General features: G+C 34.6%; 15 protein-coding genes. 6 read left to right on the top strand and 9 right to left on the bottom strand.

The genetic code is table 11. The annotated features are described in order from the left end of the window. The first annotated feature begins 17 nt into the window (after nt 1-17). The gene (locus EZS29_RS10190) at nt 18-365 is read left to right on the top strand and encodes a histidine triad nucleotide-binding protein (RefSeq protein ID WP_216678662.1); all 348 of its coding nucleotides are present in this window, start codon (nt 18-20) and stop codon (nt 363-365) included. A gap of 13 nt (nt 366-378) precedes the next feature. Here the strand turns inward: EZS29_RS10190 and EZS29_RS10185 are convergent, their stop codons facing one another. From EZS29_RS10185 to EZS29_RS10175, 3 genes are read right to left on the bottom strand one after another with little or no spacing between them, the layout of a single operon-like run. Further along, nucleotides 379-1,653, bottom strand: a complete 1,275-nt coding sequence (locus EZS29_RS10185; protein WP_130609898.1) for a vitamin K epoxide reductase family protein — start codon at nt 1,651-1,653, stop codon at nt 379-381. A gap of 21 nt (nt 1,654-1,674) precedes the next feature. Then, the gene (gene deoC / locus EZS29_RS10180; protein ID WP_172603887.1) at nt 1,675-2,448 is read right to left on the bottom strand and encodes a deoxyribose-phosphate aldolase; all 774 of its coding nucleotides are present in this window, start codon (nt 2,446-2,448) and stop codon (nt 1,675-1,677) included. Next, entirely contained in the window at nt 2,445-4,352 is a 1,908-nt protein-coding gene (locus EZS29_RS10175) for a hypothetical protein (protein ID WP_130609892.1), read from the bottom strand. Before EZS29_RS10175 ends, deoC begins: the two co-directional genes overlap by 4 nt. Before the next feature lie 125 nt (nt 4,353-4,477). Between EZS29_RS10175 and EZS29_RS10170 the strand changes: the two genes are divergently transcribed. Continuing rightward, nucleotides 4,478-4,801 (top strand): hypothetical protein, encoded by a 324-nt coding sequence (locus tag EZS29_RS10170; protein ID WP_130609889.1) that lies wholly within the window; start codon nt 4,478-4,480, stop codon nt 4,799-4,801. 10 nt (nt 4,802-4,811) lie between these two features. On the opposite strand, the gene EZS29_RS10165 is transcribed toward EZS29_RS10170, so the two are convergent. After that, entirely contained in the window at nt 4,812-5,780 is a 969-nt protein-coding gene (locus EZS29_RS10165) for a lysophospholipid acyltransferase family protein (RefSeq protein ID WP_130609886.1), read from the bottom strand. A gap of 65 nt (nt 5,781-5,845) precedes the next feature. Between EZS29_RS10165 and EZS29_RS10160 the strand changes: the two genes are divergently transcribed. Beyond that, nucleotides 5,846-6,187: a hypothetical protein gene (locus EZS29_RS10160; RefSeq protein WP_130609883.1), complete on the top strand. Its 342-nt coding sequence runs from the start codon at nt 5,846-5,848 to the stop codon at nt 6,185-6,187. On the opposite strand, the gene EZS29_RS10155 is transcribed toward EZS29_RS10160, so the two are convergent. From EZS29_RS10155 to EZS29_RS10140, 4 genes are all read right to left on the bottom strand, one after another. Further along, on the bottom strand, nt 6,184-7,047 hold the full coding sequence (locus EZS29_RS10155; protein WP_130609880.1) for a fatty acid desaturase family protein: 864 nt from the start codon (nt 7,045-7,047) through the stop codon (nt 6,184-6,186). The genes EZS29_RS10160 and EZS29_RS10155 overlap by 4 nt on opposite strands. 233 nt (nt 7,048-7,280) lie before the next feature. Further along, on the bottom strand, nt 7,281-8,657 hold the full coding sequence (locus EZS29_RS10150) for a flagellar hook protein FlgE (RefSeq protein WP_130609877.1): 1,377 nt from the start codon (nt 8,655-8,657) through the stop codon (nt 7,281-7,283). A 32-nt stretch (nt 8,658-8,689) separates the two neighbouring features. After that, nucleotides 8,690-10,093, bottom strand: a complete 1,404-nt coding sequence (locus tag EZS29_RS10145; protein ID WP_172603886.1) for a flagellar hook assembly protein FlgD — start codon at nt 10,091-10,093, stop codon at nt 8,690-8,692. Between the two features lie 39 nt (nt 10,094-10,132). Further along, the gene (locus tag EZS29_RS10140) at nt 10,133-12,325 is read right to left on the bottom strand and encodes a flagellar hook-length control protein FliK (protein ID WP_130609871.1); all 2,193 of its coding nucleotides are present in this window, start codon (nt 12,323-12,325) and stop codon (nt 10,133-10,135) included. Nucleotides 12,326-12,746: 421 nt separating this feature from the next. On the opposite strand from EZS29_RS10140, the gene rpsL reads away from it, so the two are divergent. Together rpsL and rpsG are read left to right on the top strand one after the other, a co-directional pair. After that, a complete protein-coding gene (rpsL, locus tag EZS29_RS10135) occupies nt 12,747-13,160 on the top strand; it encodes a 30S ribosomal protein S12 (RefSeq protein ID WP_130609868.1) in 414 nt (137 codons plus the stop codon). A 146-nt stretch (nt 13,161-13,306) separates the two neighbouring features. Further along, on the top strand, nt 13,307-13,780 hold the full coding sequence (gene rpsG / locus EZS29_RS10130; protein WP_130609864.1) for a 30S ribosomal protein S7: 474 nt from the start codon (nt 13,307-13,309) through the stop codon (nt 13,778-13,780). 568 nt (nt 13,781-14,348) lie between these two features. Here the strand turns inward: rpsG and EZS29_RS10125 are convergent. Further along, the gene (locus EZS29_RS10125; RefSeq protein ID WP_130609860.1) at nt 14,349-14,609 is read right to left on the bottom strand and encodes an NUDIX domain-containing protein; all 261 of its coding nucleotides are present in this window, start codon (nt 14,607-14,609) and stop codon (nt 14,349-14,351) included. 478 nt (nt 14,610-15,087) lie between these two features. Here EZS29_RS10125 and EZS29_RS10120 point away from each other — a divergent pair, with 478 nt between their 5' ends. Next, nucleotides 15,088-15,483, top strand: coding sequence for a VOC family protein (locus EZS29_RS10120; RefSeq protein ID WP_130609857.1), 396 nt, complete (start codon nt 15,088-15,090; stop codon nt 15,481-15,483). Nucleotides 15,484-15,503 lie beyond the last annotated feature (20 nt).

The raw sequence follows: 15,503 nt of genomic DNA, 5'->3' as shown, positions 1-15,503 counted from the left end.
CTATGCGAGAAACCACAATGAGTCAAAAAACAATTTTTGAAAAAATATTACAAGGAGAAATCCCTTGTAAACCAATTTATGAAGATGAGTATACTTTAGCATTTAATGATATAAGCCCTCAAGCGCCCGTTCATGTTTTGGTTATTCCAAAAACAAAAATAGTGAACGTAGCGCAAGCAAATGAAAATGATATAGATCAAATGGGACGAGTGTTGTTTGCTGCTAAAAAAGTTGCGGAATTAACCGGTATTTCTCAGTCAGGCTATCGGCTTGTTTTTAACAATGGCGAACATGGCGGTCAAACAGTTTATTATATGCACTGTCATGTTTTAGGTGGGAGATCATTATCTTGGCCGCCAGGATGAGTGTAGTCGTATTTTAAAGTGAGCGATTGAATGCTTCAGAAAATGCTAAAAATGTATGATCCCCTGTATATTCAACCCCATTAATAAAAATAAGTGGTGTACCTTTAATATTTAATTGATTGGCAATTTGAGCATCATCTTTAATCTTTTGTAACTCAACGTGACTTTGTATACATTGAGTAAATTGATCGGAATTTATTCCTAGCACATCTGCTTCTTTCTTTAATCCTTTCATAGAAAAACTTTCGCTTCTCTGCGCATCAGACCAAAATTGAGCTGAAAATCCCCATGATTTAAACTCCCAGAATTTACCTTGCTGACCTGCACAACGAGTGGCTTCAGTGAGTGTGCAAGAATACTCATAAGGACCTTCTGATTGCATAAAAGGGTTGCATTTATTGCTCAATGGAAAAAAACGGTAAACATATAACACCTTATTTAAACCCACAATGTCTTGCGCTTTCATTATAGCTTCTGTTGCTATACGGCAATGCGGACATCCATAATCAGAAAACATTTGGACAATAACTTTGGCTGAATCACTTCCTCTGCGATAATCTTCACCATTTCCGACAAAGTTTGTTTTATTAAATGTCATTAGGGCTTTGGTAGCATTATTGGCTTCTACAGTTGGAATGTTACTTTGTTCTGGCTTTTTTTCAGTATTTGCAGAAGCTTCTACAGCTGGTTTTTTAAAATGTTCGGCCATAATGTTACCGATTAAACCTGCTGCTAATGGTGGTAAACCAAAGCATAACGAAACAGCTAGAAAACGTGTGAGAGCATCGGGCTGTGATCTTTTTGTTTCATTTTTTAAATTTAAATATTGTTTGATTTTAACAAGAGTATATGCAGCAGTCGTAATGTGAATAACTGTGCAAGTAGGACAAGTTATTTGAATAACTTTATAAGAAATATATGCCAAAACTATTGAAGTGAATAGACCAACTAAGCCTAAAGCAAGTTCAACTGAGGCAAGCCATTTGTGATTAATATTCGCAATTCTTGGCATGATTGCAGCTGAAAATAGGATGGAGAAATATGTCATCCCAAATGCCCCTAAAGGAATAGCGGCAAACTCTCCATAAGAGCTACCAATGACTGCGGAACAACTTAGTTTTGCATTGATATCGCACACAGAAGTGCTTGAAGAGTTTAGAATAAGCTCTAAATGGATTATGAGTGCATAGAGAGAGACTGCAAAACCAACAATGCTGATTAAAATAGAAACAAGACTAATTTTTTTTAAAAAATGTGAATCACCTTGATTTTTATTGATATTTTCCATTACAAAATCCTATGATAAAAATTAATAATTATTTACATTTGTTTTATCTTGGAGGATAACAACTCCTCCGCTGGTACCAAGTCGGGTTGCACCTAAATTCACAAGTTCGTAAGCTTCTTTTAAAGAGCGAACTCCCCCACTTGCTTTGATTCCAAGAATAATTCCTGTTTCTTTTTGGTGAGTTTCTAATGCATTTTTAATAATTCTTATATCTTCTGTTGATACCCCTCTATGTGAAAAACCTGTCGATGTTTTAATAATGTGAATCCCGCATTTTGCAGCTAAAAAAGTACATTTAAATATTTCATCGCTGGTTAATAAAGCCGTTTCTAAAATAACTTTCGTTACTTTATTTTGTGCTGCTTTGGCTAGAGCAAGAAATTCATGTTCTAGCGAAATAAAATCACCATTTTTTACAAAAGTGATGTTTTGGACAAAATCAATTTCATCTGCACCTTTTTGAAGGGCAATTTCTATTTCTTTAACTTTTGCTTCAGTTGTTGTATATCCTAAAGGAAAAGAAATAACGGTGCAGATTTTTGTTTGTTCACTTTTTGTGATTGAGTTTAGGAAAATATCTTTTGCAAAACTAAGATAAGTTTGAGGAATGCAAATACTTTTAAATCGATGCTCAATTGCTTCGTGACAGAGAACTTCAATCTGAGATTTTAAAAGATCGGCTTTTAAAAGTGTGGAATCGATCAGTTCTGCTAAGTATTTACGATTGTTGGTGGCTAGAAAGTTTTCGCGTGCTTTATAATCCTTTTCGATCTCAGCATGACTGTATTTTATCATTTTTGCAGCTCCATATGGCATATTCCATCGCCTAGAGTATCAATACAATAATCGCGGGTGATCATAAGTGGTAAAGTATTTTTAGAGCCAGTTAGAAAATCAGGTAAATAATCCTCACCCCAGGCTATCCATCTAACTGAAAAAGATCCTTTTTCATTCGTGACATCTTCGATACTCTGTGAATATGCTTTTGAAATATCACCTCGATCTAAAATCCAACGACGATGAATTTTACCATTAATATACATTTCTACAATATTTGTCGAATTCCAAGGAGGAATAACCACTCGAAAACGAAATCTCTGTTGAATAAAACTGGTTAGGACTCCACCATTGTTTGTTATGGGTAAAGGTTCAAAAATTTTAATTAAAGTTCCATTAGATGCTTGAACATTGGACATGCTTAAAAAATCTTCACCCAGATTTTGCTTAGTAAATTTTGTAAAAGCCGAAAATGGAACTGCTCCAAGGGCAAGACTTTTTTCTCCTACAGCGCCCAAAGGAATTCCGATTAAATCTATATCTTTAGGATAATTCTGAACGGTATTAATATAACTTGAAAATATTGATGAATTTACACCTAAATAATATTGATCTAAACTTTGTTTATTTATTTTATCAAAATTCAAAATATTGTATTTTTTACCTAATATACTTGTTAATTTATTATTTGAATTTTGAAATAAAAATTGAAATTCTTTTTGAAAATTCGTATGCTCATCTTCTTTATAATAATCATTTCTTATATTTAATGGTGATGTTACGAGAAAATTATTTGGAAATGAAAATGCCCATCTCTGAAAATGAATTGAATCTAAAATAGAAAATGGATAAAATGTGGGATCAAAATAAAAGTTTTGCCCTTCATTTTCAAAAATATCATCTTCAGTTTGTCCTTCATTTGGAAAGCATGTGAAATCATAAACTTCTTCTGGTTTGAGTTCTATACTTTTTAAACAAACCATTTTATTTTTGCGAAAAATAGCAATTTGATATGTTGAGGTTTCTAGTTTAACTTTAAAAGGCGTATTTCCTACAAGAATAGATGTTTGCATAAATTCATCCACTCCCATTTTTTTGGATTGGAAATTTCCTGATACAAATAAATCATTGCTTATTTTAGTTGGTATAAAAAATCCACCTTCATTATATTTATCTTTTAAATTGGTCCAGACATTTGCTGATAGACTCCGGCCAATGCGAACGAGATCTCCTTCATAAATGCCATCTACTCTTTGAGGAAGAAAGGAGAGATAAGAATATTCAGAAAAAGGAACAGACTGTTGAGAAGCATTTGTCTGAGCATCTTTTTCATTGCGTAATTTCCCAAAACCTGATGATATTCGATAATTTTTCTGTGATATAAAACATTTTGCTTGTCCATATATATTTAATTTGAGCATTGCAAATGGATCTAAGGTTTCTGAATTGAGAAGAAAGAAAATTTCACCTGCATCTTTGCTTGGGTCAGCACTGTCTGAGCTGAAGTTAACAAGTTTGAGAGGGCCTTTTTGCGCGTTTTTTTCTTCGTTGATTGGATTATTGATAAAACTGCAAGACCCATCAATAGGTGGGAGCACAGGATCATCTTTTTCTTGCCAAAATGCGCTAAGAAAATCAGATTGCTGAATAAGAATATTTTCTTTGATAGGAAGAACAAGAGGGGTCCAGGCTAAACCATTGACAATATAAGGGTTAAGGTCTTGATAAGTAAATTGTAAAGTATCTGCAGAACTTTCAATCGAATAAAAAGGGCTTGAGATCGTATTGAGGGCTTTTTTAGGATCATTTTTTGCTATATTACAGCTATTTAGCATAAATAATGGAAAAATGATCAGTGAAAATAGAGGATAGAAGTTTTGTAGTAAAAGCAAGTGCTTCAGATGATTTATAGTATTAATCATATAGTTTATTGATCCATATCAAAGAATATTTTCTTTTTCTCGTTTAGCTTGCAAGACTTCAAGGTGGTGCATTCCATCCAAGATCCCTTCTTACAAGAATTTTTCTAAATATTTATGAGGTACCTATGTTAATACGCAATAATTCTAAAATTTTACTTTCGAACGAGCAAGAAAGCGCAGCAGTTAAAGACTCTGTACACGCGCCTGTGTCTGATCTTGCAAATGGCGAGAGAATTGAAAATGGCATGCGTATCAAGACTTTACCTCCTAGCGTTATTAAAGATATCGAACAAAAAAACATTGCGCGTCGTCTTGCAGGTCTTTCCCCAATCCATGTTCGTGTCCGCCGCTGTTTGACGTGTGGATCTATGTTTGAGTCTGCTGGAAACAGAACCTGCGGATGTTCAAGCCGTGCTGCTGGAACCATTGCGGGCAGAGAAATTATATAAGTTTTTGTATTTAATTGCTTGGATCTCGCGACCATTTATTGTAATCCCAACACCATTGACTTGGATTGGTCCGGATTTCTTTTTCAACCCAAGCGACAAAATAAGATAATTCAAGCGCTGTTTCTATTTCTCGCTCTTTTAATTCTGAGAAATTAAATATTTCTGCCGAATTCAACTCAGTTGTATTATGTATTTTATTGGACACAGCTTTGCTTTTTAAGTGATTGTTTTGTCCAATTTTTAATTTGAGTGTGAGAAATCCTGGGAATATTCTTTTAGCAGATGCATAGATTACCGGCATATTTTGATTTAAACACATCCGTAATCCTGAAGTCGGAAAGGCCGCATATTTTCCAAAAAAACGAATAAAGACCCCCCCCTTTTTTGCCTTTTGATCGGTGAGCATACAAACAGATGCTTTTTCTTTATTAATTGCATTTTCCATTTTTGTAAAAAGTTTATTGTCTGTCCAAATCATGTCAAAACCTGGTCTTTTTCTGTACCATTCCAATATTTTATTTGTCAGTTGTGATTTAGTTGGTTGAGCAAGTGCATATATTTTTGTTTTTAATGTTGCTTGATAGAGCTCTATTACTGGCAAAGCATACATTTCAACATTGGCCATATGTGGTAAAATAAATACACAGCCTTTTTCTTGGCTCAGTGTATGTTTTTTTGTGATTAATGATTTTACTTCGCTTAATTGATCGTCGTCAGCAAAGACACAGACGTTTAAGTTTAAGGTATGAAAGATAAATGCTTCAACAAAATAATAAATATAATTCAAGAATATTAATGATATATAGTAGTTTGCCTGTAACCCTTTGACGCCTAAACGCTCCGCAAGGTTTTGCTTTGCGATCCGAGTTGGAAAAATAGGCAATACGGTTAACAAAAAACAAAAAATGAACAGAATAAGATAAATTGGACTTAACATAACATTAAGTAATATAAGGAAAATAATCTTTATTTTATTCATTTGATAAAGCCCTTGGCAAAAAATACCGACTGAATGAAGTCAATCGACCTACTCTGGAGCAGTCAATGATTCCACCGATCTTTGATCGCACACCTTATTATGTTGAATACTATAAAGATGGTGAGAAACAAACTATTCGTAGGGTTCCTCCCCTAAAACTTCACAACTATGCAATTGGTGATGAGGTTACCATTAATAGAAAGAAAGGTGATGATTGGGATAAGGGAGATGAAGTTGAAATTAAAGCAATAAATCCTAGGCAACCCAATACTTTGACTATAAAAAAAGACAATGACGAATACACATTTTTAACTTATGTAGACGCTGATTTAAAAAGTAAATCCGCTCAGCATTATATTGATGAAGGTAAAGATCCTTTTGGCAGTCAATATTTGCTTTGGCCTTAGAATATATTATGTCTTCTCAATTTATAATTTGCATTTTTTCGCATAATTTCATGGTGTTTTTTTGCTAATTGATTGGTAGGAATCGTGGGATACAAATGATGAACTAAGTGAAAACAGTCTGCTCGGGGAAAAAAAATCCAATTGAGTATTCCTATGGAAAAAATATGGTTGCGCGTTCTTTCCTCTGTGGATTCTTTAAAATAAATCGCTCCATGATCAAGATAATCTGATAATAGTTTCATCATTTGATAACTGGAAAGATAAGGAAGAATAATAAACATAAATAAATTTGAAAATCCAATTACAATGCCAAGCAATAATAAAAATATTAAATAATAAATAGATTTTTTATTCTTAAAACAAATAATGCTCTTTAAGTATTTATTTGTTTTGATTAATAAAAACCAATTTTTGCAGGATAGGATTATTAATAAAATCCTAAAAAAATGCAGTCTATCATCTTTAAATATACCAATTTTTTTTCTTTCTTTAAAATCTTCATCACGTTCAGGATCTCCTAAATAACGATGATGAGAAAAATGGTCTTTTTTATAGGTATTGAAATCAGAGATGTCTAAAAAACAAATTATTTTTCCGATATTAATGTTATGTTTTCTTGATGGTACAAAAGTATAGTGTGAGCATTCATGTATAATATTGCCAAGTGCTCGCATGCGAGTGCCAATGAAAAAAATGATTATTATAGCCAATAATGATTTAATAATTATATTTATATTTAAAGAGTCAAATAAATAAATAGGTAAAAAAATTAAAAATAAATGAAAAAAAACGATAAAAATTCCAATAACAATATGAGAGCAAGCGGAACGAGAATACATATTTTTTTCATTTATTTTCATACAATAAAACCAAGTTTAAAATCTCTTAAAATGTTAGAAGATCTTAAACTCTATTGCAAGAAAAGATTGCTAACTAAAGTACTGATAACATCTCAATTTAGAAAATCAAATATTAAGCTTAGATATTTTATTTTATTTAAAATATCCTCATATATGATTGTTTTTACATGTGGTAATAACTCAGGCCATTCATTCATATTGAAGCACATGGCTTCGATTCTATTCAGATATAATTATCTTTTAAGATTGATTATTTCTTCGAGCATTGTGTCGGTGGTGGTGATGGCCTTTGAGTTTGCTTGGAAGCCACGTTGGGTTAAAATCATATCCACAAATTGTTGAGCCAAATCCACGTTTGATTCCTCTAAGCTCGCGGAATAAATGCTTCCTCTTGAGGCAGTTTGTGGCAAACCTATGCGGGCTTCTCCAGCCTTAGGGGTCGTTATCCAGTTGTTTCTCCCAACTTTTTGCAGCCCATGATTGTTTGGAAAGGTGGCTAAGGCCATGGCTCCAAGTCTTCTTTCAAGCCCATTCGTATAAGTCCCTCGAATCATCCCATCAAGGTCAATTTTAATTGTCTTTAAATATCCTGCTTCATAACCATCTTGAGAGTGAAAAGAAATACCTGAACGCGCGGCAATACTTGTAGAACCTTGTGCTCCTAAGACTAAGTCTTCTTCAATCGTTGGTCCAAAGTTAAACTGGAGTTTTTGTGGACGCGCGCCGTTGACGAATTGTACCTCAAATGCATCCGTGCGGCTCACTATGTCGATACCGACAGGAAGGCCGGCCTTTGTTAAAAAGGGTAATATCGGTTTGCCATCTTCATCAAATTCAACTCTGCCTTTCGCTATAACAGCAGGTAAAACTTTTCCTCTTTGATTGCGCGGAGGATCGACTGAAACTTCTTGGCCATCGACAGTGGCATACCAATCCCAGGCATTCTTATCTTGTTCAGGAGATTTTACATAATATATTACTGCTTGGCGCCCATAGCCAAAGTTATCAAATATTGTTACAGCACTTGCAAAGTTAGATGTATCCAATGGGCGTGAGAGATCAAATTCATCAAGAGGTGGCTTTTCACGCACATCTAAGTTTGCCACGACATTCACTATGGAAGTAGCTCTAGGGGGGAGTACATTGCTGATGATTTGTAGATCTGTCATTTTGACAGATAAGCGATTGTTGCTGTCAGGATCGGGCATAAAACCTTGCACTCGGCTGCCCGTAGGATCTGTCAGCTTGCCATCGCGGTCAAAGCGGAAGCTGCCCTGACGGGTGAAAAACATCCCGTTCGATTCCTTCACTTCAGCCATTTCATTTTTAACGATAAAAAATCCTTCGCCTTGAACGCTCAAGTCAGTGATTTGCCCAGTGTTAGTCAAAGCACCTTGATTAAATAGCGTTGTGATATTTCTCAACCGAGAACCACGTCCCAATTGCGATCTTTCATTGAGCGTCACAGCGAACATGTCTTCAAATTCAGCTCTATCTGTTTTAAAAGATTTTGTATTCGCGTTGGCGATGTTGTTGGCAACAACTGACATCCCATCTGCATTGGAACCTAAACCAGAAACCGCACTAAATAAGGCATAATTTATTGGCATGACACGTGTCCTTTATCAATAAATAGAAATTATCAAATCGATCTGCCATTGATTCCAGCCACAGGCGGAGGACCCCCATAGCGTTGTGGGGAAATTTGTGGAGGTATTTCACCACTTTTATTCTGAGGAGCGGGGCGTGGCGCAGGACTATTTTGTGAGGCAAAAACCTCTTTTGGTCCTGAATTGTCAATGGGTTTCGGCGATTGACGTGGCATAAGACGTTGTGGCTCACCATTGGGAGGTGGGCTTAAATTCGCAATTTTTTGTGGAACTTGAGGAGGCATCATGCGAGGTTGCTCCGGCATAGCCTGTGGTTGATTGAGTGCGTTTTGCATCTGTGGAGGCATCATGCGAGTTTGCTCTGGCATAGCCTGTGGTTGATTGAGTGCGTTTTGCATTTGTGGAGGCATCATTTGTTCTTCCATTTGTGCAGGATTTATTTGTGCATTTTGTGTAATATTTTGCAGATTATTTTTATTTAATGGATTTTCATTGTTAAGGAGCGCGGGATCTTTACTCGGGCGCTGCGCATAAGGATTCATGGGTTTTGCAATCTTGGGAACTTCTTCAGGATTGCGAATTGCGACAATTTTTGTTGGATCGGCTGAGCCTAAATTAGTATCCAATTTACCGCCTGTTAATATATCGGTAATTCCTTCTACATGGGCCACATACGAAAGTTTTGTTGATAAATGTTTCCCTTCATCGGTAGATGCTAGAACATTAAATGTATAATTTCCTGATTGTTGTGGAACCCCTTTATCATTTAAGCCATCCCAAGTTATTTTATGAGCTCCAGCTTGCTTAGGTCCCATTGGAATGCTTCTCACAAGTTTTCCTTGTTCATCTCTAATTTCGACGACTGTATTTCCTGCAGGAGTTTCTATTTCAAATTTAGCAGATGATATTTTTCCATCACCCGAGAGTTTAATTTTGTCACCTTGCAATTCAATATCTTTGCCTAAATATTGAGCGAGTTTTTCAGCTTTATTGTCATTCTGCATTTTTTTCATTTCAGTTAATACTTTATTAACTCCCATAAGTTGTTCAACTGTATTAAATTGTGCCATTTGTGAAGCCATCTCAAAATGTTCCATTGGTTTACTTGGGTCTTGGTATTTAAGTTGGGTCACGAGTAAATTTAAATAATCATCTCTTTCAAGTTTATTTTTTGCTTTGTCTTGCTTTTTCCCTGTTACTTTTTCAAGTTGTTGCCTGAAATCTCGGTCCGTTTTATTTTCACCTAATTTAAAATCTCCGCCTGCAGCAGCTTTTTCTTTTTCAAGTTCAGCTTGTTTTTCAAAATTTGACTCAGAAATCATTCTTTCAAAATTTGGAGAGTCATCCCCTTTTTCAACTTTTAAATTGCTATCCTTAGGGGGTTCTGCTGCTCTGTCTGGAACTTTAACCGGGCCTTTTACATCTCCAATAAACATAATTGTCTCCATCATAAAATATAAATAATAATAAAATATTTAAGCTAAAACTTTAATAGATCCATTTGCACCACGTTGAATATTTGTTAATGAATTTTTTTCCACTTTTTTAAATTTATCACTTAAATTGTTACTATTTGCAGTTTGATATGGATTGATTATCAAGTCATTTTCTTGATTTTGAAAGAATTTTTGATTGTTTTGATTGGAAAATGTATTTGCAAAATTTTGATTATTATTTTGACTACTTTGATTATTGTCTGAATTTTGTTTAAAGTTATCATTTGAGTTAAAATGTCCACCAGAGTTGAGATTGCTCTGAGAAGATTTTTCAGTTGTGGAAACTTTTACATCTGTGAGAGTTATATTTTGTACTTCCAATGATTTCTTAAGTGAATCTGTGCCATTTTCTATAAATGTTTTTAGTTCCTTACTTGAAGTTTTAATTTCTAAACTTACGCTGCTATCTTTCTTCATTTGTATATTCAATTCAATTTGGCCTAATTTATCATCTTGTATACTCACTTTGGCCGTGCCACCTCCACGCGCTTGGAGTTGAGTTGATAGATCGATGGCTTTTCGCGTTGATGCACTCACAATTGGCAATGAAAAGTCTGCTTTGCCTTTGTCTGAAACAACGATAGGGGTTTTTTCTTGAGCTGAGATTGTTTTTTCTATGACTAGGGGTTTATCGTCAAAACTCTTTTTTTCATCATTAAATTTTTCTTCTTTTTTAAATGAATTTTCAAAGTTTGACATTTGCATGGAAGATTCATTTCGTTTAAAATTGCTTTCTTTTGGGGCTTCAATCTTACCGTTCTCAATTGGTAAGTCTTTATTATCTTTTAGCATTAAATTATCTTCTTTTTTAGGAGTCACTTTAAGTTCGATTTCGGATTTTCCAACTTTGGTATCGGTTTTTAAATCTTTCTCATTGGCAATTGTATTGTTAGCTTTTTCTTCGAGTTTCATGAGCAATGGATCAATTTTACTATTTGCATCCTCTTTTTTTAACGGTGCTTTTATCTCTTCTGGAGAAGATTGTAGAGTGATGAATTCTTCAATGTCATATTTACTATTTTCTGGTTTAGGGCTGTTCGTTAAAATTGTGGGAAGAGGAATTGTAACTTCATTTTTTAAAAGTTGAAAATCACTAGATTTATTGTTTAATTTATTGTCAAATAAATTTATAAAAGAATTAAGAAAATTATTTTTTTCTAGCGGTTTTTCAGATTGTCCATCCATTTTATTTACTGGTTTGGTAATAATAATATTTTCTTGTTCTTGAAAAGTATTTCTAATAAGGAAGCTTTCAGGTTGATCGGATATAATAAAGTTTTTTGTCTGAAGTTCATTTGCTTTAATACTAGGTATTTTTTCTTGGTTCTCAATTTTAATATCGACTTTATTACTTGAATTATTTGTTGAGTTATTCTTTTCTAGTTGTGGTGTCGGTAAAATATTTGGATTTTTTTCATCCAAGGTGTTTTCATCTTTTGCTTTGCTTTGTAAGACTTCTACTTTTGTATTTGGAAAATAATCTTTTACAGCATTTTTGAGGTCATCTATATTATGGGTGTTATTGATAACAAAATTAGTCTCTTCCGATGTGTTTAAAGCAACTGTAATAAATTTATTTTTGTCTGTATTATTTTTATCTCCAGTTAAAACCTGAGTTGTCTGTTCTTCTGAGTAAAAATTTTCGCTTTTCATAATGGGTAAAATATTGTCTTGTTTGTTAAAATTCGGAGATTGAAATGGAATTATTGTTTCTTCACTTTGCTCAAAAATGGATTGATTTTGATATAAAAGACTCATTGCTGGTTTTTGAAATAATTCATTTATTATCTTAGAGGTATTTTGCCCGCTTTCATTTTTAAGTGCGATGACTTGAAAGTTTTCGTCTTTTTGCATAGATGAAAAGAAAAAATTTGGTAAAAAAGAAAAGCTTGGAATAATATCGTCTTCTTTTTTCTCTTTTCCCTCTTCCTGTTTCATTGAACTTTGTTTTTGTGGAGATGCTTGTACTTCCTTTTCATTTTTCTCATTTACCTCTGGTTTTGTATTGTTATCGTAAGATTTATCTAAAATTTTTTTAAATGTAGGAGTATCTTTCTCCACGCTCGGACTCTCCATTTTTGCTTTTTTTGCAACCGAGCCTTCGACAGGGGCTATTTGGGGCGGGCTTTGATCTGGTGAAAAGAGATCTTTACGCGCAAGTCCTGAAAGCATGAAGCCGCTCCTTTGTAATTTTATTTCAGCAATACTTTAGCTTCTTCTTATGAACATTAGCGGATAAAATGAATAAACTTGAGCTTAAAACTTGCATGAATTTATTTTTCTGGCTTGGGTATTTCAGGCTCATTCTGTCAATCGTTTTGCAGGCTAAAATGGTACTGAGATTTGTGAAAATTTTAAATGTTCTTTTTAAATGAAGTGTTAAGCCTGCGCGGCAAGCTTTTCAGGGTCTTTTTTGCCATCTAAATATTTGACTTTATAGGGACTTTTGTCTCATAAAAAAAGGTTGACTTTGACGGAGTTCCTCACTAATGTGTGGAGCTTGCAAAAAGGCGACTTTATGCACACTTTTTTCTTCAGCCAAATAGATTAAGTGTAAGAAAAACAGACGGATACATACAAGGAAAGGTTTCGTATGCCAACTATTAACCAGCTTGTCGCGAGTGGTCGTACACCTAAGGCTTATCGCAGCAAGTCCCCAGCGCTCAAAGAGTGCCCACAACGTCGTGGCGTTTGTACACGCGTTTATACAACAACACCTAAAAAGCCAAACTCTGCGATCCGTAAAGTTGCAAAAGTTCGCTTGACAACAGGTATTGAAGTTATTTCCTATATTCCAGGTGAAGGCCACAACCTTCAAGAACACTCCGTGGTTCTTGTTCGTGGCGGTCGTGTAAAAGACTTACCTGGTGTGCGTTACCACATTGTTCGTGGTGCACTTGACACAACCGGCGTTGCAAAACGTCGTCAATCCCGCTCTCTTTATGGCGCTAAACGTCCTAAAGGAGGCGCTGCTGCTGCTGAACCGGCTAAAAAAGGTAAAAAGTAAGCACAGTTACGCTCTAGGTGAGATTTGTTGCTCCCTGCCTGCAATATGGCGAACACGACAAACAGAAGCAAACACTGTGTTCTGCTTTTGAGTAAAGGTTTCAAAGAAACTTTGAAGTTTCTCTTTTTTTAGAAGGAATTTAAACTATGGCACGCAGACGCCGCCCGATAAAACGTGAAGTACTTCCAGATCCAGTATTTGGTGACACACTTGTCACTAAATTCATCAACTGCATGATGGAAGATGGTAAAAAAAGCGCAGCTGAGAAAATTTTCTACGGCGCTATCGAAATCGTAACTCAAAAAGCACAAGATGAAGAAGCTATTGCTGTTTTCAAACGTGCTCTTGAGAACTTGAAACCACAAGTTGAAGTTCGTACCCGCCGCGTTGGTGGTTCGAACTATCAAATTCCTGTAGAAGTCCGTCCTGAGCGCAGACAAGCTCTTGCACTTCGTTGGCTTATTTCTTACTCTCGCTTACGCAATGAAAAATCCATGCGCGATAAGCTTGCAGCAGAAATCCTCGATGCTGCTAACCGCCGTGGTGCTGCTATTAAGAAACGTGAAGACGTTCATAAAATGGCAGAAGCAAACAAAGCATTTGCTCACTACCGCTTCTAATTTCAAACATCTGCAACCAATTTGTTTTTCTTACAAAGTACATTTGGCAAAAAGGCTCCGCTTCGGCGGGGCTTTTTTTTTGGTGGTGGTGGTGCATAAATCATCAGTTTAAAGATCGAAATATCATCGGGCATGCGTCATGTAAGGGGCTTCTCAGTGCAGAGTTGCTGGCCGCAAATGCCCTTCGAAGCCTCTTACATGTCTCTCCCCTCTGAATTAAATTAATACTTTCTGCAGATTTATGTTAAGTAACTATACTTATGCTTCGTGTATTTGCATAAATGAATTCTGCTAAGCGAAACTTATGAAGGTTGATTAATAATGATTAAATTCTTCTTAGTATTTGAAAACAAATTCTAATTTATACTGCGCTAATATTTTTAATGTTGATTCTAAGAGTTCTTTATTAAAGCCTAGAAAAAATTTTAAATATTTAAGGTCGACCCATTGCGTTTCTAACTCGTATATTCGTTTGTTTGTTTCACAAGCAGGGTCAAAGTCTGGAATTCTGATTGTGCCAACAAAAGTATAATTTATGCACCGATAAATATCGTTACACCATTCGCTCTCATATTCTGTAATAACATCTCATATTCTGTAATAACATCTCATATTCTGTAATAACATAATCTTCGTTTAATAATTGAAGCTCAAATCCAGTTTCTTCGCGCACTTCTCGTTTAACGGTTTCAACAGCAGTTTCGTTTTGTTCTATTTTGCCGCCAGGTGGATACCAATAAATTATCTTTGATATTGGGTCTTGCATTTTAATAAGCAGAATTGAATTTTCATATATAAATAGGCAAGTTGCTCTGTGTTTTGTTTTCATTTCTCTCGCATAAGTAAAATAGATAAAAGAGTTGAAGCTTACCTTATAAAGTTTAAAAATGAAATACTTAATTTGTTAATTCTTCCGAAATAAACTTGCGCAAAACCCCCGAAGTCACCCCAAAAAACGATTTTAAAATATAAGTTGGCTTTATTTAGGCAGAAATTTAGGTAAAAGAAAAGCATTCTTGAAGGGCATTTGCGGCCAGCAACTCTGCCCTGAAAGGATGCTCTTTCTTTTACCGAGAGATTAAGAATAAAAATAAAAACATATATTTATAAAATCCCCGAACAAAGACTTTGAAAAACCACTGCCCTGAAAGGATGCTCTTTCTTTTACCGAGAGATTAAGAATAAAAATAAAAACATATATTTATAAAATCCCCCGAAATAAAAATTCAAAAAAACCCGTTAATTTTATGACATCAGTTTCAATTTTTTGTGATATGATAAAAACAAAATTTTAAGAGTGGTGATATATGTATAAGGCATTCTTTGTCAGTCTACCCGTAAAAGATTTAGAAAAGTCTAAAGAATTTTTTAGCAAATTGGGATTTTCCTTTGAGCCAATCTATACCTATGCGAATGCATTATGTATGGTAATAGGGAAAAATTGTTATGTTATGCTTATAAATGAGCCTGTATTCAATAAGATAGTTGTGAAAGAAATCTGTGACCCTTTCACATTTAAAGAATCGTATGTAAGTATTTCAGTCTCTTCGAAAGCAGAAGTAGATAATTATATTAAAAAAGCAACGAAGTTGGGAGCGACGGAGCATCAACATCTTTTGGATAAGAATGATTATAGTTTTATGTATGTTAAAGGATTTTCAGACTTAGACGGACATTTGTGGATGATCTCTTTTTTTCAATAAGTGCCGCATTTTTGTTTCTT

Source organism: Fluviispira sanaruensis, assembly GCF_004295685.1.
GTDB lineage: Bacteria > Bdellovibrionota_B > Oligoflexia > Silvanigrellales > Silvanigrellaceae > Silvanigrella > Silvanigrella sanaruensis.
Note: the sequence above shows the minus strand (reverse complement) of the source record. Positions and strands in the feature narration are given on the sequence as shown.